The sequence below is a fragment of the Bradyrhizobium sp. LCT2 genome, from assembly GCF_009931255.1.
Taxonomy (GTDB): Bacteria; Pseudomonadota; Alphaproteobacteria; order Rhizobiales; family Xanthobacteraceae; genus Bradyrhizobium; species Bradyrhizobium diazoefficiens.
Window position 1 is genome coordinate 866,379 of sequence record NZ_CP034432.1, and the last position, 18,148, is coordinate 884,526.

18 protein-coding genes are annotated in these 18,148 nt (G+C 65.1%); 11 read left to right on the plus strand and 7 right to left on the minus strand.

Annotation, left to right across the window (positions count from 1 at the left end; all coding sequences use genetic code 11):
* Positions 1–250: 250 nt before the first annotated feature.
* Both EI171_RS04785 and EI171_RS04790 read left to right on the plus strand, forming a co-directional pair.
* Positions 251–1,042, plus strand: coding sequence for a Bax inhibitor-1/YccA family protein (locus EI171_RS04785; RefSeq protein WP_028174871.1), 792 nt, complete (start codon positions 251–253; stop codon positions 1,040–1,042).
* 228 nt (positions 1,043–1,270) lie between these two features.
* Entirely contained in the window at positions 1,271–1,801 is a 531-nt protein-coding gene (locus tag EI171_RS04790; protein ID WP_161532725.1) for a GNAT family N-acetyltransferase, read from the plus strand.
* Between the two features lie 125 nt (positions 1,802–1,926).
* On the opposite strand, the gene EI171_RS04795 is transcribed toward EI171_RS04790, so the two are convergent.
* From EI171_RS04795 to acnA, 3 genes are all read right to left on the minus strand, one after another.
* The gene (locus tag EI171_RS04795) at positions 1,927–2,298 is read right to left on the minus strand and encodes a DUF2794 domain-containing protein (protein WP_011083295.1); all 372 of its coding nucleotides are present in this window, start codon (positions 2,296–2,298) and stop codon (positions 1,927–1,929) included.
* Positions 2,299–3,046: 748 nt separating this feature from the next.
* A complete protein-coding gene (locus EI171_RS04800) occupies positions 3,047–3,823 on the minus strand; it encodes a thioredoxin family protein (RefSeq protein ID WP_011083296.1) in 777 nt (258 codons plus the stop codon).
* A gap of 220 nt (positions 3,824–4,043) precedes the next feature.
* Positions 4,044–6,764 carry an aconitate hydratase AcnA gene (gene acnA, locus EI171_RS04805; RefSeq protein ID WP_011083297.1) on the minus strand — a complete coding sequence of 907 codons (2,721 nt, stop codon included), beginning with the start codon at positions 6,762–6,764 and terminating at the stop codon, positions 4,044–4,046.
* Positions 6,765–7,006: 242 nt separating this feature from the next.
* On the opposite strand from acnA, the gene ccmA reads away from it, so the two are divergent.
* The 5 genes from ccmA (at position 7,007) to EI171_RS04830 (ending at position 10,234) form a co-directional block, all read left to right on the plus strand.
* Positions 7,007–7,609: a heme ABC exporter ATP-binding protein CcmA gene (gene ccmA, locus EI171_RS04810; protein ID WP_161532726.1), complete on the plus strand. Its 603-nt coding sequence runs from the start codon at positions 7,007–7,009 to the stop codon at positions 7,607–7,609.
* 310 nt (positions 7,610–7,919) lie between these two features.
* Positions 7,920–8,588, plus strand: a complete 669-nt coding sequence (gene ccmB / locus EI171_RS04815) for a heme exporter protein CcmB (protein WP_011083299.1) — start codon at positions 7,920–7,922, stop codon at positions 8,586–8,588.
* 91 nt (positions 8,589–8,679) lie between these two features.
* A complete protein-coding gene (locus EI171_RS04820) occupies positions 8,680–9,471 on the plus strand; it encodes a heme ABC transporter permease (RefSeq protein WP_161532727.1) in 792 nt (263 codons plus the stop codon).
* Positions 9,468–9,653, plus strand: a complete 186-nt coding sequence (gene ccmD, locus EI171_RS04825; RefSeq protein WP_161532728.1) for a heme exporter protein CcmD — start codon at positions 9,468–9,470, stop codon at positions 9,651–9,653. Before EI171_RS04820 ends, ccmD begins: the two co-directional genes overlap by 4 nt.
* Positions 9,650–10,234, plus strand: a complete 585-nt coding sequence (locus tag EI171_RS04830) for a DsbE family thiol:disulfide interchange protein (protein WP_028174877.1) — start codon at positions 9,650–9,652, stop codon at positions 10,232–10,234. Before ccmD ends, EI171_RS04830 begins: the two co-directional genes overlap by 4 nt.
* A gap of 113 nt (positions 10,235–10,347) precedes the next feature.
* On the opposite strand, the gene EI171_RS04835 is transcribed toward EI171_RS04830, so the two are convergent.
* Together EI171_RS04835 and ftsY are read right to left on the minus strand one after the other, a co-directional pair.
* Entirely contained in the window at positions 10,348–10,950 is a 603-nt protein-coding gene (locus tag EI171_RS04835) for a septation protein A (RefSeq protein ID WP_011083303.1), read from the minus strand.
* A gap of 2 nt (positions 10,951–10,952) precedes the next feature.
* Entirely contained in the window at positions 10,953–11,900 is a 948-nt protein-coding gene (gene ftsY, locus EI171_RS04840) for a signal recognition particle-docking protein FtsY (protein WP_011083304.1), read from the minus strand.
* Between the two features lie 222 nt (positions 11,901–12,122).
* Between ftsY and EI171_RS04845 the strand changes: the two genes are divergently transcribed.
* The gene (locus EI171_RS04845) at positions 12,123–12,824 is read left to right on the plus strand and encodes an RluA family pseudouridine synthase (RefSeq protein ID WP_028174878.1); all 702 of its coding nucleotides are present in this window, start codon (positions 12,123–12,125) and stop codon (positions 12,822–12,824) included.
* A 163-nt stretch (positions 12,825–12,987) separates the two neighbouring features.
* A complete protein-coding gene (locus EI171_RS04850) occupies positions 12,988–14,097 on the plus strand; it encodes a DUF2336 domain-containing protein (protein ID WP_161532729.1) in 1,110 nt (369 codons plus the stop codon).
* A gap of 172 nt (positions 14,098–14,269) precedes the next feature.
* On the opposite strand, the gene mtaB is transcribed toward EI171_RS04850, so the two are convergent.
* Together mtaB and dapF are read right to left on the minus strand one after the other, a co-directional pair.
* Complete coding sequence (mtaB, locus tag EI171_RS04855) at positions 14,270–15,523, minus strand: tRNA (N(6)-L-threonylcarbamoyladenosine(37)-C(2))-methylthiotransferase MtaB (protein WP_161532730.1); 1,254 nt, start codon at positions 15,521–15,523, stop codon at positions 14,270–14,272.
* Positions 15,523–16,398, minus strand: coding sequence for a diaminopimelate epimerase (dapF, locus tag EI171_RS04860; RefSeq protein ID WP_060909701.1), 876 nt, complete (start codon positions 16,396–16,398; stop codon positions 15,523–15,525). Before dapF ends, mtaB begins: the two co-directional genes overlap by 1 nt.
* Positions 16,399–16,633: 235 nt before the next feature.
* Here dapF and EI171_RS04865 point away from each other — a divergent pair, with 235 nt between their 5' ends.
* Both EI171_RS04865 and EI171_RS04870 read left to right on the plus strand, forming a co-directional pair.
* Positions 16,634–17,389, plus strand: coding sequence for a GyrI-like domain-containing protein (locus EI171_RS04865; protein ID WP_161532731.1), 756 nt, complete (start codon positions 16,634–16,636; stop codon positions 17,387–17,389).
* Positions 17,390–17,394: 5 nt separating this feature from the next.
* Positions 17,395–18,096 carry an SIMPL domain-containing protein gene (locus EI171_RS04870; RefSeq protein WP_038965070.1) on the plus strand — a complete coding sequence of 234 codons (702 nt, stop codon included), beginning with the start codon at positions 17,395–17,397 and terminating at the stop codon, positions 18,094–18,096.
* The last annotated feature ends 52 nt before the right edge of the window (positions 18,097–18,148 follow it).

Consider the following 18,148-nt stretch of genomic DNA (forward strand, 5'->3'; position numbering starts at 1 on the left):
GCGCGGGTGCGGAAACGCACGATTCTTGCGATTAACCACGTCCGCTCGCCAGGATTGCCGGCGAGGGCGACATTCGGCCGCGCGTGGACGGTTGCAGCGAATGTGTTAGTTTCCCACATATCCAATGGGTTCGGACCCCCGATTGTTAGCCAAAATTTAGTCGGCAGACATCGGTATCCGAGATAGAGTTTGACGAACCGGCGGCATGGCGACCCTCATGCCGGACCGGCCAACCAACGGGAATTCGACCATGTCGGACCTAGACCGTAACTACGCTTCTCCTTTCGGCAGGGCCGCCGGGCGTGTTGACGCCGCGACGGTCGATGCCGGCCTGCGCGCCTACATGCTGCGCATCTACAACTACATGAGCATTGGCCTCGCCATCACGGGCCTTGCCGCACTCGGCGTCTACATGGCCGCCGTGACCGACGTTCCGACCCCGGAAGCCGTCCGCGTCGGCAAGCTGTTCCTGACGCCGTTCGGCTATGCGATGTTCGTCAGCCCCCTGAAGTGGCTGTTCATGCTCGCGCCGCTCGCCATGGTGTTCGTGATCTCCGCTGGCATCAACCGTCTGGCGCCCTCGACCGCCCAGATCCTGTTCTGGGTGTTCTCGGCGCTGATGGGCATCTCGCTGTCGTCGATCTTCCTGGTGTTCACGCACACCTCGATCGTGCGGGTGTTCTTCATCACCGCGGCGACCTTCGGTGCGCTCAGCCTCTACGGCTACACCACCAAGCGTGACCTGACCGGGATGGGCTCGTTCCTGTTCATGGGCCTGATCGGCATCATCATCGCGAGCCTGGTGAATTTGTTCCTGGCGAGCTCGATGCTGCAGTTCATCGTGTCGGTGGTCGGCGTGCTGGTGTTCGCGGGCCTCACCGCCTGGGATACCCAGCGGCTGAAGAACGACTACATCTACGGCTACGCTGCGGCCGGCGGTGACATCGCAGAGCGTGCGGCCATCACCGGCGCGCTGTCGCTGTACCTGAACTTCATCAACCTGTTCACGCTGCTCCTGCAGCTCCTCGGCCAGCGCGATTAAGCGATCGACCAGAGAGAACGACATGAGCCCCGGCCGCAAGGCCGGGGTTTTTTGTTTGGGCCGGGTGCCTCCACGAACACCGCCATTGCGAGCGCAGCGAAGCAATCCAGGGTGCCTCCGCGGATGCATTTCTGGATTGCTTCGTCGCAAGGGCTCCTCGCAATGACGGAGTATATGGAAACGATGTTGCCTCTTCCGGCCGCCGCGGGAAGGCTCTAATCTTTCCCCATGTCCGCACCTGAAATCAGGCCCACCCTTGAGGCCGACCTCCCCGCCATCACCGCCATCTACCAGCAGGCCGTCCGCGAGGGCACGGCGACGTTCGAGCTGGAGCCGCCGGATCTTGCCGAGATGACGCGGCGCTACCGCGCGCTGGTCGACGGCGGCTATCCCTATTTCGTCGCCATCCTCGACGGCAGCGTTGCCGGCTACGCCTATGCCGGCGCCTACCGGCCGCGGCCGGCCTATCGCTTCACGGTCGAGAATTCGATCTATCTCGACCCCTCCTTCCACCGCCGCGGCGTCGGCTCGTTGCTGCTGGAGCGGCTGATCGCCGAGTGCGAGGCGCGCGGCTTCCGCCAGATGATCGCGGTGATCGGCGATTCCGCCAATGCCGGCTCGATCGGCGTGCACACCAAGGGCGGCTTCAGGATGATCGGCACGCATCCCAATGTCGGGCTGAAATTCGGCCGCTGGCTCGACACGGTGATGATGCAGCGCGAGCTCGGCGAGGGCGCCAGCACGGTGCCGGGGAAGTAAGCGTTTCTTCATCGTCATTCCGGGGCGCGACGAAGTCGCGAGCCCGGAATCCATAACCACAGGCCGGGGTTATGGATTCCGGGCCTGCGCCTATCGGCGCATCCCGGAATGACGAGAGGAGTTTGCTACACCACGGCCAGCTTGCGATCGATCACCAGCAGCACGCGCTCGAGCTCGTGGCCGCGGCGCAGGATCAGGCCGGTCGCCGAGATCACGCTGTACATGCCCTGCTTGCGCGCGAGGCGCGGGTCCTTCTCGATGCGATAGATCGGCACTTCCGAGGCACGGCGATAGACCGAGAACACCGCACGGTCCTTCAGGAAGTCGATGGCATAGTCGCGCCACTCGCCGTCGGCGACCATGCGGCCGTAGAGATTGAGAATTCGGCGCAGCTCGAGCCGGTTGAAGGTCACCTGGTTCGGCTGCGCATTCGCAGCGGGGGGACGCGCCGCCGCGCGCTGCTCGCTCGGATCGGCATCCTCCGACGTCAGACTCATGGAGCGCCTCCTGATCGCACGGCATGATCGCGTCCGCGAAAACCGTCCCCGGAACCGCGGATCATGACAATCGCATGATTGCGCCAACCGTTCCCCACCGCAAGGGGCTCTCGAGGGCTGTTTGAAGGGCTCTCGGTGCAACCCATTGAACCGGGGGCGAATCGGAACACACGCAACGGTGGAACTCTGTCGCGACGAACCGTCACGGGATCGTTAGCAGGAATCATAGTATCGCCGCTTTTCCGCCCAGCGCCTGCCGCCCTGCACTGCGAAAAGAGCTGTGTGCGTTGACCCGGTCCTTTCGGTTCCGGATTCCTCAGCCCCCAGCCCCCCGGGGTCGACGGGATCGGGTCTGTACGCGCGACAAGGAGGGCCAACGCGAGTTGGTCCTTTTTTGTTTGTGTCGGGATGTTTCTTCCCCCGCTGTCATTCCGGGACGCGCGAAGCGCGGGCCCGGAATCCATCAATCCAAGGTTCCCAGTTGAGAAATGGATTCCGGGCTCGCGCCAAAGAGGCGCGCCCCGGAATGACGAGGGACAAGATCTTTCCGACACGATCTTGCGTACGCTCTCTCCCCTCATCCTTCGCGCGGCGTCCCGAAGGATCGAGGCCCGAGCGGCATCAGCGGGGCCTTTCATGGTTCTCGCGGCGATGCGCAGCATCGTCCGCCGCGCGCGCAAGGGGCGCGCTCCTCACCATGAGGAGATAGAGCCAGACCGCGCATCAGGAAGAATGCGAAGCGTGCGCGTCAGTGCAGCGACGTGTATGCCGCGCCCAGCATCGGGCCGGGTTTCTCGCGGCTGCCGTCCTGGACATAAACCACCGCGCCATCGACGCCGTCGCGCGTGAGGTTCTCGATCGGCACCGTCCAGCTTTCCGGACGACCGTTCCAGTCGCCGACCTTGAGCAGGTTGCGCACCACGTTGTGATAGGTGATCTGCTGTCCGCGATTTTCGCCTTTGGCGATCGCGATCGGCACTGACTTCGCAATCGAGCAGATCCAGACTTCGCCGTGCGAGATCGCCGGCTCCTTGCTCGCGGCCACCGACACGTTGATCTGCTTGCCCGAGAGCGACATCGTCACCGGCACGCTCATCACGCCCATGCCTTTGTCGGTCTTGCCGATCGCACTCTCGATGCCGGCACGATCACTGCCGACGACATGCGTCGAGCCGTTCACCACGACCTGCGGGGTGTAGACCTCGCGGTCGCCGCGCATGCGCGAATAAGCGCGCTGCCGCGCCGAGAAGCGCGAATCCGCCAGCGTGTCCTTCCAGCCGAGATAATCCCAATAATCGATCGGCATGCTCAGCGCGATGATCGAGGGATCGCTGGAGAGATCGCCGATGATCTTGTCGGCGGGCGGGCAGGAGGAGCAGCCCTGCGAGGTGAAGAGCTCAACCACGGCGCGGGGATCAGCCTCAGCGGGACGGATGACGGCGACGATCGCACAGATGCCGAGTGCTCCCGACCAGAAGGCACCGGACCAACGTGAAATCAGATGAGAAGCCGTCATTGCTGTCATGTCGAACGCCGCACACCGTTGCTCGTGGGAAGGGAAATCTTATCGCCTGATGGTCACCGTAGTCTTACGGGCACGGCACATTCGACCGTCCAGGGCGGAGTTTCCGCCGGGCGGGCCCATCCGAAGCATGCCGCAAACGCGCGAAGGCGGCCTTGTGATAGGCCGCCTTCGTTTAACCTTCTACTCACTTCGCAGTGAGCCACCGTTCACAAATCCGCGCTTAAGCCGCGAGCTTGCGCAGCACGTAGTGCAGGATGCCGCCGTTCCGGTAGTAGTCGAGCTCGTCCAGCGTATCGATGCGGCAAAGCAGCGAAACGCGCTGCAACGAACCGTCGCCGGAGACGATCTCCGCGGTCAGCTTCTGGCGCGGCTTCAGATCGCCGACGAGACCACGCAGCGTGACCTTCTCGTCGCCCTTCAGGCCGAGCGACGACCAGGAGGTGCCTTCCTCGAAGGTCAGCGGCAGCACGCCCATACCGACAAGATTGGAGCGATGGATGCGCTCGAAGCTCTGGCAGATCACCGCGCGCACGCCGAGCAGGCGCGTGCCCTTTGCAGCCCAGTCGCGCGAGGAGCCGTTGCCGTATTCGGCGCCGGCGAACACCACCAGCGGCACCTGCTCCTGCTGGTACTTCATCGCGGCGTCGTAGATCGACATCTGCTCGCCGTCGGGCCAGTGCTTGGTGAGGCCGCCTTCCGGGATGTTGCCGTCGGCGCCCTTGAGCATGAAGTTCTTGATGCGGATGTTGGCGAAGGTGCCGCGCATCATCACTTCATGGTTGCCGCGCCGGGTGCCGTACTGGTTGAAGTCGGCGGGACGCACCTGGTGCTCGCTGAGATACTTGCCCGCGGGCGAGGTGAGCTTGATCGAACCGGCCGGCGAGATGTGGTCGGTGGTGATCTTGTCGCCGAACATGGCGAGGATGCGCGCCTCGACGATGTCGGTGACCGGCTCCGGCTCCTTCTTCATGCCTTCGAAGTAGGGCGGGTTCTGCACGTAGGTCGAGCTCATGTTCCAGCGATAGGTCTCGCTCTCGACGGTCTTGATCTTGCGCCAGTTGGTGTCGCCCTTGAACACGTCGGCATACTTCTTCTTGAAGATCGACGCGGTCACGAACTTCTTCATGAAGGCGTTGATCTCCTTCGACGTCGGCCAGATGTCCTTGAGGTACACCGGCTTGCCGTCCTTGCCTTCACCGAGCGGCTCGACGGCGAGGTTCTTGGTCACGCTACCCGCGAGCGCGTGAGCGACGACCAGCGGCGGCGAGGCCAGATAGTTCGCCTGCACGTCCGGCGAGACGCGGCCTTCGAAGTTGCGGTTACCGGAGAGCACGGCGGCGGCAACGATGCCGTTGTCGTTGATCGACTTCGAGATCTCCTCCGGCAGCGGACCGGAATTGCCGATGCAGGTGGTGCAGCCGAAGCCGACCAGGTTGAAGCCGACCTTGTCGAGGTGGGCCTGGAGGCCGGAATCGGCGAGATAGGCCGCGACCACCTGGCTGCCCGGGGCAAGCGAGGTCTTCACCCACGGCTTGGCCTTGAGGCCCTTCGCCGCGGCATTGCGGGCCAGGAGCCCGGCGCCGATCAGCACGCTCGGGTTCGAGGTGTTGGTGCAGGAGGTGATCGCCGCGATCACGACGTCGCCATGGCCGATCTCGTACTTCTTGCCTTCGACGGCAAAGCGCTTCGCCGGCTCTTCGGTCTTCTTGTACTCATTGGCGAGCGCGACCGAGAAGCCTTCCGCGACCGACGGCAGCGCGATGCGGCCTTCGGGGCGCTTCGGACCGGCCATCGACGGCACGACGTCGGCGAGGTCGAGCGTCAGCGTTTCCGTGAACACCGGATCGGCCGACTTGGCGGTGCGGAACAGCCCCTGCGCCTTGGCATAGGCCTGCACCAGCGCAACGCGCGGTGCGGCGCGGCCGGAGGTCTTGAGGTAGTCGATCGCGGCAGCGTCGACCGGGAAGAAGCCGCAGGTCGCGCCATATTCGGGCGCCATGTTGGCGATGGTCGCCTTGTCGGCGACGGAGAGATGATCGAGGCCGGGGCCGAAGAACTCGACGAACTTGCCGACGACGCCGAGCTTGCGCAGCATCTGCGTCACGGTCAGCACGAGGTCGGTCGCGGTGACGCCTTCCTTCATCGCGCCCTTCAGCTTGAAGCCGACGACGTTAGGCAGCAGCATCGACAGCGGCTGGCCGAGCATGCAGGCTTCCGCCTCAATGCCGCCGACGCCCCAGCCGAGCACGGCGAGACCGTTGACCATCGTGGTGTGGGAATCGGTGCCGACCAGCGAGTCGGGATAGGCGACCTCGAAGGTGCCGGTCTTCTTGCCGACCGTCATCTTCTCCTTCTTGGTCCAGACCGTCTGGGAGAGATATTCGAGATTGACCTGGTGGCAGATGCCGGTGCCGGGCGGCACGACGGAGAAGTTCGAGAACGCCGCCTGGCCCCACTTCAGGAACTCGTAGCGCTCCTGGTTCTGCTTGTATTCCTCGGTGACGTTCTTGGCGAAGGCCTTGTTGTCGCCGAAGAAGTTCACGATCACGGAATGGTCGATGACGAGATCGACCGGCACCAGCGGGTTGATCTTCTCGGCATCGCCGCCGAGCTTCTGCATCGCGTTGCGCATCGCGGCGAGATCGACCACCGCGGGCACGCCGGTGAAGTCCTGCATCAGCACGCGCGCCGGGCGGAACGCGATCTCGTGCTCCAGCGACTTCTTGCGCAGCCATTTGGACACCGCGACGATGTCCGCCTTCTTGACCGAGCGGCCGTCCTCATTGCGCAGGAGGTTCTCGAGCAGGACCTTCATCGAATAGGGGAGTTTCGAAATTCCCTTCAGACCATTCTTCTCGGCCGTGGGCAGGCTGTAATAGACATAGGTCTTGGCGCCGACCTTGAGGGTCTTTTTGCATTTGAAGCTGTCGAGCGAGGTCATGTAGGAAATCCCAATTGTTAGTTATACCCGGCAAGGGGTATTTTAACACCGTCAGCGAATCCGGCTGGGTCGCTTGCAGGGGCAGGTTGAGTTGCTGCATCAAGTAGTTCCGGGCTTATAGAAGCTTTCTAACCGCGCCGCCACAGCCACAAACGTGCCGCAGCAATCCGCGAGCCAAAAATTCCCATGCGCTACCCCAAGTTTTCCTGAGGCCTGGTTTGAACGGGTTGATACGAGGCAAGATGCAGCTTTCCGGACGTAGGGTGATCTGTGTGCGGGGCGGCCGCGAGGTGTTTGCCGGACTCGATTTCGAGGCCGTCTCCGGCGAGGCCGTGGCGGTCGTCGGCCGCAACGGGTCGGGCAAGACCTCGCTGCTGCGGCTGATCGCGGGGCTGCTCATTCCGACTGGCGGGACGATCGCGCTCGATGGCGGCGATGCCGAGCTGACATTGCCTGAGCAATGCCACTATCTCGGCCATCGCGACGCCCTGAAGCCGGCACTGAGCGTGGCGGAAAATCTGTCATTCTGGGCCGATTTTCTGGGCGGCGAGCGACTTGATGCCCATGAGAGCCTCGCCACGGTCGGGCTCGACCACGCCACCCACCTGCCGGCAGCGTTCCTGTCGGCCGGCCAGCGCCGCCGGCTCTCGCTGGCCCGGCTGCTGACGGTGCGCCGCCCGATCTGGCTCCTGGACGAGCCGACCACGGCGCTGGACGTCGCCGGCCAGGACATGTTCGGCGGCCTGATGCGCGACCATCTCGCCCGCGGCGGCCTGATCATCGCGGCGACCCACATGGCGCTGGGGATCGAATCACGCGAGCTGCGGATCGGGGGTGTGGCATGATTCCGACCGACCCTCAGCTTTTCGAGCGGCAAAGCTCCGCTCTACCCGTTCCCTCCCCCCCTGTGGGGGAGGGTCAGGGAGGGGGGTGCCACACAGGGACCCTCTCGATCTACCGAAGTCCTTCCCTGAACCCAAGCACACCTTTTCCGGGGCCACCCCTCTCCCATAGCCGAAGCTTCGCTTCGGCGTCTCTTAAGAGGACGGCCGCCGGAGGCGGCCTACGCCTCCCCCGCAAGGGGGGAGGGAGCGCAGATTGCCTGTGGCGCGAGTCGGGCTCTTGCGATCGTCTCGAAGCCGAAAAGGCAGCCCCATGACCGCCCTGTCCGCCCTCATCCGCCGGGATATCAGGATCGCGCTCCGCGTTGGCGGCGGGGCGCTGATCGGCGTGCTGTTCTTCCTGACCGTGGTGGTGCTGATGCCGTTCGCGGTGGGGCCGGACCTCGCGTTGCTGTCGCGGCTGGGGCCGGCCATTCTCTGGCTCGGCGCCCTGCTGGCGAGCCTGCTGACGCTGGACCGGCTGTTCATGGCCGACCATGAGGACGGCTCGCTCGACCTGATCACGATGAGCCGGACGCCGCTGGAACTCGCCTGTGCGGCGAAAGCGCTGGCGCATTGGCTGGCGGCGGGCCTGCCGCTGATTGTCGCAACCCCCGTGCTCGGGCTCTTGCTGAACCTCGACATGGTCGCGACCGGCGCGGTGGCCCTGACGCTGCTCGCGGGCACGCCGGCCCTGACATTTACCGGCATGATCGGCGCCGCGCTGGCGGTGACGCTGCATCGCGGCGGGCTTTTGATGGCGGTTCTGGTGCTGCCGCTGTCGATCCCGGTGCTGATCTTCGGAGTCGCGGCCTCCCAGGCCGTGATCGTCGGTCCCATGTCGTTCGGCGCGCCGTTCTCGATCCTGTGCGCGCTGTCGCTGGTCAGCCTCGTGATCGGCCCCTTCGCCGCGGCGGCGAGCCTGCGGCATGGTCTCGACTGAGATGAGCTCGACTGACCTTGACCCCGATCAACTTTCGCTGCCCGCTTTTATGCTGATTGCGTGAGTGCTGACCTGTGATTATCAGAATACCATGACGCTGATCGACCTCGCCAACCCGACACGGTTCCTCGCGCTGACGGCGCGGGTGTTGCCGTGGCTTGCGGCCGCGACCGTCATCCTGCTCGCGATCGGCCTCTACCAATCCGCGCTAGCGCCCGACGACTACCAGCAGGGCGCGACCGTGAAGATCATGTTCATCCACGTGCCCAACGCCTGGCTGTCGATGTTCGTGTGGGGCGTGATGAGCATCTCCTCATTGGGCACGCTGGTGTGGCGGCATCCGCTCGCCGACGTCGCCGCGAAGGCGGCAGCTCCGATCGGCGCCGCCTTCACCTTCCTCGCGCTGCTGACGGGCTCGCTGTGGGGCCGGCCGATGTGGGGCACCTATTGGGAATGGGACGCCCGCCTGACCTCGGTGCTGATTCTCTTCCTGATGTATCTCGGCCTGATGGCGCTGTGGCGCGCGGTCGACGATCCCTCGCGCGCGGCGCGCGCCGCCGCGGTGCTGACGCTGGTCGGCGCGATCAACCTGCCCATCATCAAATTCTCCGTCGACTGGTGGAACACGCTGCACCAGCCGGCTTCGGTGATGCGCATGGGCGGCTCGTCGCTCGACAAATCGTTCCTGATTCCGCTGCTGGTGATGGCGATCGCGTTCACGCTGCTGTTCGTCACGTTGCACCTGGCGGCGATGCGCAACGAGATCCTGCGCCGCCGTGTCCGCTCGCTGCAGATGATGCAGGCGAGCCGCATGGCGTTTTCGAGCGAAATGGGCGCCGGTTCGCGTCAAAACAACGCGTCAAACGAAGTCGGGGCCGCGTGATCATGTCGCTCGGTCCCTATGCCTCCTTCATCGTGACGTCCTATGCCGCAGCCGCGCTCGTGGTCGCAATCCTGATCGGTTGGATCGTGCTCGACCATCGCAGCCAGACCCGCCGCCTGCGCGACCTCGACCGCAGCGGCATCACCCGCCGCTCGGGCCGCAGCGCGATGGATCGGCCATGAGCGAGCAGTCGACTTCCGCGAGCCCGCAGCGCCGCACCTTCCTGATGGTGCTGCCGCTGATCGCCTTCATCGGCCTGGCGCTGCTGTTCTGGTTCCGGCTCGGCAGCGGCGATCCTTCGCGGATTCCCTCCGCGCTGATCGGACGGCCGGCGCCGCAGACCGCCCTGCCGCCGCTCGAGGGATTGCAGGCCGACAACGTCCAGGTGCCGGGTCTCGATCCCGCCGCGTTCAAGGGCAAGGTCAGTCTCGTCAACGTCTGGGCCTCCTGGTGCGTCCCCTGCCACGACGAGGCGCCGCTTCTGACCGAGCTGGGGAAAGACAAGCGCTTCCAACTCGTCGGCATCAATTACAAGGACGCGGCCGACAACGCCCGCCGCTTCCTCGGCCGCTACGGCAACCCGTTCGGCCGCGTCGGCGTGGATGCCAATGGCCGCGCCTCGATCGAATGGGGCGTCTATGGCGTGCCGGAGACCTTCGTCGTCGGACGTGAGGGCACCATCGTCTACAAGCTGGTCGGCCCGATTACGCCGGACAATCTGCGGAGCGTGCTGCTGCCGCAGATGGAGAAGGCGCTGAAGTAGTTACTGTCATTCCGGGGCGGCTCGCAGAGCCGAACTATGGTGCGCACTTGCGCACCTGAGAATCTCGAGATTCCGGGTTCACGCTTCGCGTGCCCCGGAACGACATCAAACAGTCACCCCTTCCTGACATCCCCCGCATCCGCCTCGCTCGCTTCCAGCGAGACCGGCTCGAGGTGATAGCGCTTGGTCAGCGGCATCTGGGCGATGGCGAAGATCATCGTGATCGGCGTCACGCCGAACACCTTGAAGTTCACCCAGAAATCCGTGCTCTGGGTGCGCCAGACGATCTCGTTCAGCACCGCCATGCCGGCGAAGAACAGCGCCCAGCGCAGCGTCAGGATGCGCCAGCCCTGCGGCGTGAGGTTGAACATCTGGTCGAACATCACGGCGATGAAGGAGCGGCCGAACAGCAGCCCGCCGCCGAGGATGGCGGCGAACAGGCCGTAGATGATGGTCGGCTTGACCTTGATGAAGGTCTCGTCGTGCAGCACCAGCGTCAGCGTGCCGAACACCAGCACGATCACGCCCGTCACGATCGCCATGATCGGGATATGGCGCGTCACCACATAGGAGGCGATCATCGCCGCCACGATCGCGACCATGAAGGCGCCGGTCGCGGCGAACAGATTGAACTTCGCATTCACGAAGAAGAAGACGAGCAGCGGACCGAGTTCGGTCGCAAGCTTGAACAGCGGATGCGGCTGGGTCTTGTCCATTCTCAGCTTTCGATTCCGGCGATCGCACGGGCGAAATCGCGCGCGGTGAAGGGCGCGAGATCGTCGACGCCCTCGCCGACGCCGATGAAATGCACCGGCAGTTTGAATTTCTCCGCGAGCGCCACCAGGATGCCGCCACGCGCAGTGCCGTCGAGCTTGGTCATCACGAGGCCGGTGACGCCCGCCGTGCGATGGAAGGCCTCGACCTGCGACAGCGCGTTCTGGCCGACGGTGGCGTCGAGCACAAGCAGCACCGCATGCGGCGCAGTGTCGTCCACCTTGCGGATGACGCGCACGACCTTTTCGAGCTCGTTCATCAGCTCGGCCTTGTTCTGAAGCCGCCCGGCGGTGTCGATCAGGAGCACGTCGGTTTTCTGCTCCTTCGCCGCCGTCAGCGCGTTGAAGGCGAGGCTCGCCGAGTCGGAGCCTTGCGTGCCCGCGATGACCGGTGTTTTCGTACGCTCACCCCAGACCTTGAGCTGCTCAATCGCCGCTGCGCGAAAAGTGTCGCCGGCGGCCAGCATCACCTTGCGGCCTTCGGAGGCGAATTTTTGCGAGAGCTTGCCGATGGTGGTGGTCTTGCCGGAGCCATTGACGCCGACGACGAGGATGACGAACGGCTTCCTGGCCGCATCGATCTCGAGCGGCTTTGCCACCGGCGCCAGCACCTTCTCGACCTCGGTCGCAACGACGTCCTTGACCTCGTCCGCCGAGATCGCCTTGTCGTAGCGCCCGGTGCCGACGGCGTCGGCGATGCGCACCGCGACGGATGTGCCGAGATCGGCGCGCAGCAGCACGTCCTCGATGTCGTCGAGCATGGCGCGGTCGAGCTTGCGCTTGGTGACGAGGTCGGCGACCGCGGTCCCGAGCGAGGACGAGGTGCGCTTCAGCCCGTTGGACAGGCGGCGCCACCAGCTCAGCTTGGGGGGATCTGACGTGGTATCGTTCATGATGCTCGTGCCGACGATTTGAAGTTCCTACTCTCTTGCCGCAAGTCCGGTTAGGAACTTCAAATCGAAGAGCGGCACGAGAAAATATTGTTGCCAGTGCGGCCCTGGATTTGGCATTCGCTTCACATTTCGCGGCAGCCGCTGAGCGAATGCCAAATCCACCGCACTGGTGTGTTAGCCGTTCCGGCTCCCAAACGAAAGTCTTGACCGAAAGTCCTGCCATTGCTCGATGTTCCCGAACTGACCGCCGACGAAATCCTGGGCCGCGTGCTCCATCGCGACGGATTGATGCTGGTCATCGACAAGCCGGCCGGTCTGCCGGTGCATCGCGGCCCCAAGGGCGGCGCCAATCTGGAGGCATCCTTCGACGCGCTCCGTTTCGGCCTGCCGCGGCCGCCGGTGCTGGCCCACCGGCTGGACAAGGACACCTCCGGTTGCCTCATCCTCGGCCGCCATCGCAAGGCGACCGCCTCGCTCGGCCTGCTGTTCAAGCACGGCAAGATCGGCAAGACCTACTGGACCGTGGTCGAAGGCGGGCCCGCCGAGGACGAAGGCACCATCGATATGCCGCTCGGCCGGCTCAATGCCGAGCGCGGCTGGTGGCAGAAGCCCGATCCCGAAGGCCAGAAGGCGATCACCAACTGGAAGGTGATGGGCCGGGGTGACGGTTTCACCTGGCTCGCCATGGAACCGGTGACGGGGCGGACCCATCAATTGCGGGTGCATTCGGCCGCGACCGGCTGGCCGATCTTCGGCGATAACATTTACGGCAACGGCCCGCGCTTCGGCGAGCCGAAGCTGCACCTGCACTCCCGCGAGATCGTAGTGCCGATCTCCCGGAACAAGGAGCCGGTCCGCGTGGTGGCCCCGGCCCCGCCGCACATGCACGAAAAACTGCGCGCCTGCGGGTGGAATGGGGAATAGGTGCCGTTCACCTCTCCCGCTTGCGGGAGAGGGAGCGCAGCGCCGCCGCGGCAGCACTTCGTTCTCCTCGGCCATGGTTTACGAAACGTTCAGGGCTCGCCTCTAATGATAGCGGTCGCTTAGAACAAGCTTCCGTCAATCCGCTCAGGACGAGCCGCGCGTCATGTCCAAGGCCGAGCTATCGATCATCGACGAGGTCGAATCCGCACTTCGGATTGGCTCGGCGGAAAAGGGCCTGGAGACGGCCCGCCGCGTCACCGACCTGTTCCTGTCCTCCGCCGGCAGTTTTGACGACGAGCAGATCGCGCTGTTCGACGAGGTGCTCGAGCGCCTGATCGGCACCATCGAGCTCCGCGCCATCGCCGACATGGGCGCACGCGTGGCGCTGGCCGAGATCAGCGCGCAGCTTGCGCCGATCGCACAGGCGCCGCCCTCCGTCATCCGCCGCCTCGCCAACAATGACGAGATCCGCATCGCCGGACCCGTGCTCCAGGAATCCGCGCGCCTCGACGACGGCGAGCTGGTGAAGATCGCATCGTCCAAGGGCGAACCGCATCTGCTCGCGGTCGCCGGGCGCTGGTGGCTGAAGGAGATCGTCACCGACGCGCTGCTGGCGCGCCGTTATCCCAGTGTCAGCCGGCGGCTTGCCGCCAATCCGGGCGCACGCGTCTCCGGAAACGGATTTGCCGTCATCGTCGGACAGGCGGAGAGCGATCCGGAGCTCGCCGTCAGCGTCGGCGTCCGCGTCGATCTGCCATCGGAGCTGCGCCGCCAGTTGCTGCGCTCGGCGACGGACACGGTTCGCACCCGCCTGCTGTCGCGCGCGCCGCCGCATCTGTTCGAGGAAATCCAGAGCGCGATCGCCGCCGTTACCGCCGGCGTCACGCGCGAGATGTCCGGTGTCCGCGATTTCGAAGGCGCCAAGCGCGCCATCGCAGGTCTCAAGGCATCCGGCCAGCTCAACGAGGCGACGCTGTTCAGCTTTGCCAAGCAGCGGCGCTATGAAGAAACCGTCGCGGCGCTGGCGGTGTTGTCGCAATCCACCGTCGAGGTGATTCGCCCGCTGATGCAGAGCCTGCGCGAGGACGGCCTGCTGGTGCCGTGCAAGGCGGCGCAGCTCAGCTGGGAAACCACCGCCGCCGTGCTCGAAAGCCGCTTCGCCACCGGCGCGATGAAGCCGGCGGATCTTGCGAGAGCGCAGGGGCATTACGCACGAATGACGCCGGAGAACGCGCGGCGCACGCTGCGGTTCTGGCAGGTGCGGGCGTCGTAGCGGAGCGGGTTTGAGGCGCGCTGCGGGCCACGCCCTCCGCTGTCGTCCTGGCGAAAGCCAGGACCGATAACCACCGAATTCAATTTGGCGAAGACTGGTGGTTGGCAATCGCGCGCAACAACTTCTCCCTGGGGTAATGGGTCCTGGCTTTCGCCAGGACGACGACGGCAAATTACGTGGTCAACCGCTCACCATCGCTGCCGACGATCATCCGCGGCACCACGCTTCCCACCCGCTCGCCCGCGATCGCCACCGGCAGATAGTGCTCGGTGCGGCCCTGGCTGTCGCTCTCGATCAGCACATCGCGCGTTGCGCCAATTTCGGCTTGCAGCCTCTGACGCAATGCTGCCTCTCCAGCCGCACGCAGCCGCCGCGCGCGTTCCTTGATCTCAGGCCCCGCAACCTGCGGCATCCGCGCGGCGGGCGTGCCGGGGCGCGGGGAATAGGGGAAGACGTGCAGGAAGGTCAGGCCGCATTCCTCGACCAGATCGAGCGAGCGGGAAAACATCGCCTCGGTCTCGGTCGGGAAGCCCGCGATGATGTCGGCGCCGAAGGCGACGTCCGGGCGCAGGCGCCGCACCTGGTCGCAGAAGGCGATCGCATCGCCCCGCAAATGCCGCCGCTTCATGCGCTTCAAGATCATGTCGTCGCCCGACTGCAGCGACAGATGCAGATGCGGCATCAGCCGCGCATCGTCCGCAATGGCATCGAGAAGATCGTTGTCGGCCTCGATCGAATCGATCGAGGAGATGCGCAGGCGCTTCAGCTCCGGCACATGCCGCAGGATCTGCTTCGTCAGCATGCCGAGCTTCGGCGCGCCCGGCAGGTCGGCGCCATAGCTGGTGAGGTCGACGCCGGTCAGCACGATCTCGGCATGGCCGCGCTCCGCCAGCGCCCGCACCTGCTCGACCACGCTGCCCATCGGCACCGAGCGCGAATTGCCGCGGCCATAGGGGATGATGCAGAAGGTGCAGCGATGGTCGCAGCCGTTCTGCACCTGCACGAACACGCGCGGCAGGCCGCTGGCGAAGCCGTCGATGAGATGCGGCGCCATCTCCTTCACCGCCATGATGTCGCTGACGGCAATCTTCTCCCTGGCGCCGATGTCGAAGGCATCGCGCGCCTCGCGCCAGGCATCGCTGCGCATCTTGTCGTCATTGCCGACGACGCGATCGACCTCGGCCATATCGGCGAACATCCGGCTTTGCGTCTGTGCGGCGCAGCCGGTGACGACGATGCGCGCCCCCGGCCGCTCGCGCTTCAGCTTGCGGATCGACTGCCGCGCCTGCGCCACCGCCTCGTTGGTGACGGCGCAGCTGTTGATGACGATGGTGTCTACGAGACCTGCGCCTTCGGCTTTGCTGCGGATCACCTCGGCCTCGAAGGCGTTGAGGCGGCAGCCGAAGGTGACGATATCGACGGACATTATCCGACCGGCGCGAACAGCGCCGGATCGAAATTGCCCTCATATTCGAAGGTCGCGGTGCCCGTCATCAGCACGTGGTCGTCGCGCTCGCGCCATTCGATGCCGAGCTTGCCGCCGGGCAGCGTGATCTCGACGTTGCGATTGGCGCGCTTCAGGCGTGCTGCGGCGACGGCCGTCGCGCAGGCCGCCGACCCGCATGCCCTGGTGAGGCCGGCGCCACGCTCCCAGGTGCGGATCGTGATGTGGTCGCGGTCGACGATATGAGCGAGCGTGATGTTGGCGCGCTCGGGGAAGATCGGATGGTTTTCCAGCAGCGGACCAAAGCGCGCGAGGTCATAGGCGTTGACGTCGTCGACCCAGAAGATCGCGTGCGGGTTGCCCATGCTCACCACTGAGGGCGAATGCAGGATCGGATTGTCGATCGGCCCGATCTGCAATTCGATGTAGCGGGTGTCGCGAAACTCTTCCGCCAGCGGAATGTCCTGCCAGCCGAACTTGGGCACGCCCATGTCGACGGTATAGAGATCGGGCGCCGGGCCCTGCCAGGCATTGAGCAGGCCGGCGGCCGTCTCGAACGTCGCTGTTGCCTGCCCGGTCTTCTCGAAGATGCGCCGCACCACGCAGCGCATGCCGTTGCCGCAGGCGCCGGCTTCGGAGCCGTCATTGTTGTAGATGCTGATGAAGGCCTCGGTGCCGTCGAGCCGCGGCTTCTGAAGCACCATGAGCTGATCGTAGGGCACGCCGCCCTGCGCGGATGCCACCGCGCGGGCATCGTCCGGCGTCACCTTTGCCGTGGAATCGCGCATGTCGACAACGACGATCTCGTTGCCGATACCGTTCATCTTGGCAAATGCGTGGTTGGCCAGCGCGCTCATGAAATTTCCTGAATTTCGCCTGCCTTATATGGCGATCCTTGGCCGCTTGGCCAGTGATTTGCCGCCGGGCGCCAGGACGTTCGCCATGACGCATCTGTCATGGGACGAATTCGGCGCTCGCGTGTTAGAACGGCGCGGCTCGCGCGAACCGGGACGCGCGGCCGGGTTAGGGCCTTGGTGGGTAAGGTCTTGATGAATTAGGGCCTTGCTGGACCAAGGCCTTGGGGAGAATAAAATGAACACTTTTCGTCGCCTCGCTCTGGCCGCGCTGATCCCGGCAGCGGCCTTGTCGCTTGGGCTATCCGCCGCTCTGGCGCAGAGCCCGGCGCCGGCTGCCTCGGCGAGCCCCTCGCCGGCCCCGTCGGCCTCGCCCGCCCCGGCTGCAAGTGCCTCGCCCGCTCCCGTGGCAACGCCCTCGCCTGCGGCGAGCGCCTCACCGGCTCCCGCAGCATCGCCCGCGCCCGCAGCCAGCACCTCGCCCAGCCCGACGGCCCCGGCTGTCGCCGCCACCCCCGCCCCGGTCCAGACCGCCGATCCCTTTGGCCTCGAGACCACGCTCGAGTCCAGGAAGGTCGTGATGGTCAAGGGCACCGCCAATTGGGACTCGGCCTTCGACACGCTGGTCGATGCCTTCAAGGCGCTGAACACGCTCCTGGACAAGCAGGGCATCAAGCACGCCGGCAATTCGATGATCGTCTATACCTCGACCGACGACACCGGCTTCACCTTCCTCGCCGAGATTCCGGTCGAGCAGGATCCCAAGAACCTGCCCAAGGACATGAGCGTCGGCAAATCGCCTGAAGGCAAGGCGCTGAAATTCGTCCATCGCGGCTCCTACGACAACATGGACAACACCTACGAGGCGATCACCAATCACCTCGACGACAAGAGACTGGAAGCCAAGGACACCTTTATCGAGGAGTACCTCACCGATCCCCTGAAGACGGCGGAGGACAAGCTCGTGATCAATGTTTTCGTGCCACTGAAGTGAGACCGATGAAAAAGCCTGCCGTACTCGCCGCCGTTTTCGCTGCCACGCTGCTGGCAACGCCCGTGCTCGCCGACGATTTCCCCTCCGCGATCTCGGTGAGCGGCGAGGCCACCGTTTCCGTGGCGCCCGATCTTGCGCAGATCGACGCGGGCGTCGCCAATGACGCCAAGACGGCGAAGGAAGCCTCCGACGCCAACAACGCCGCGATGGGCAAGGTGCTTCTGGCGTTGAAGGGGGCCGGGATCGCCGAGAAGGATTACCAGACCTCACGGCTGTCGCTGCAGCCGCAATACGGCCAGAACAAATCCACCGGCGCCTCGCCCGTGGTCGGCTTCCGCGCCTCCAATCGCGTCACCGTCAAGATTCGCGATGTGACCAAGATCGCCGGCATCATCGACACGCTGGTCAGCGCCGGCGCCAACGATATCGGCAACATCTCGTTCGAGGTGACGCAGGCGTCAAAACTGCTCGACGACGCCCGCGAGCAGGCGGTGGCGGATGCCCGCCGCAAGGCCGAGATCTACGCCAAGGCCACCGGCGTCACGCTGGGTGCACCGCTCAGCGTCTCCGAAGGCGGCGCGCCGGTGCCGTTGTTCAAGGCGCGAATGGCCACGGCACCGATGGCCGCACCCGCAGCCGTCGCACCGGGCGAGGAGACGCTGTCGGTGACGGTGAATGTGAGCTGGGCGATCAAGCAGGGGCAGTAGACGTAGCGCCGTAAGAGGCACACTGCTCGCTACAAATACAACTGTCGTCCCG

Coding starts and splice junctions, on each gene's coding strand:
- EI171_RS04785 (WP_028174871.1), top strand. CDS start 251: ATGTCGGACCTAGACCGTAACTACGCTTCTCCTTTCGGCAGGGCCGCC.
- EI171_RS04790 (WP_161532725.1), top strand. CDS start 1,271: ATGTCCGCACCTGAAATCAGGCCCACCCTTGAGGCCGACCTCCCCGCC.
- EI171_RS04795 (WP_011083295.1), bottom strand. CDS start 2,298: ATGAGTCTGACGTCGGAGGATGCCGATCCGAGCGAGCAGCGCGCGGCG.
- EI171_RS04800 (WP_011083296.1), bottom strand. CDS start 3,823: ATGACAGCAATGACGGCTTCTCATCTGATTTCACGTTGGTCCGGTGCC.
- acnA (WP_011083297.1), bottom strand. CDS start 6,764: ATGACCTCGCTCGACAGCTTCAAATGCAAAAAGACCCTCAAGGTCGGC.
- ccmA (WP_161532726.1), top strand. CDS start 7,007: ATGCAGCTTTCCGGACGTAGGGTGATCTGTGTGCGGGGCGGCCGCGAG.
- ccmB (WP_011083299.1), top strand. CDS start 7,920: ATGACCGCCCTGTCCGCCCTCATCCGCCGGGATATCAGGATCGCGCTC.
- EI171_RS04820 (WP_161532727.1), top strand. CDS start 8,680: ATGACGCTGATCGACCTCGCCAACCCGACACGGTTCCTCGCGCTGACG.
- EI171_RS04830 (WP_028174877.1), top strand. CDS start 9,650: ATGAGCGAGCAGTCGACTTCCGCGAGCCCGCAGCGCCGCACCTTCCTG.
- EI171_RS04835 (WP_011083303.1), bottom strand. CDS start 10,950: ATGGACAAGACCCAGCCGCATCCGCTGTTCAAGCTTGCGACCGAACTC.
- ftsY (WP_011083304.1), bottom strand. CDS start 11,900: ATGAACGATACCACGTCAGATCCCCCCAAGCTGAGCTGGTGGCGCCGC.
- EI171_RS04850 (WP_161532729.1), top strand. CDS start 12,988: ATGTCCAAGGCCGAGCTATCGATCATCGACGAGGTCGAATCCGCACTT.
- mtaB (WP_161532730.1), bottom strand. CDS start 15,523: ATGTCCGTCGATATCGTCACCTTCGGCTGCCGCCTCAACGCCTTCGAG.
- dapF (WP_060909701.1), bottom strand. CDS start 16,398: ATGAGCGCGCTGGCCAACCACGCATTTGCCAAGATGAACGGTATCGGC.
- EI171_RS04865 (WP_161532731.1), top strand. CDS start 16,634: ATGAACACTTTTCGTCGCCTCGCTCTGGCCGCGCTGATCCCGGCAGCG.
- EI171_RS04870 (WP_038965070.1), top strand. CDS start 17,395: ATGAAAAAGCCTGCCGTACTCGCCGCCGTTTTCGCTGCCACGCTGCTG.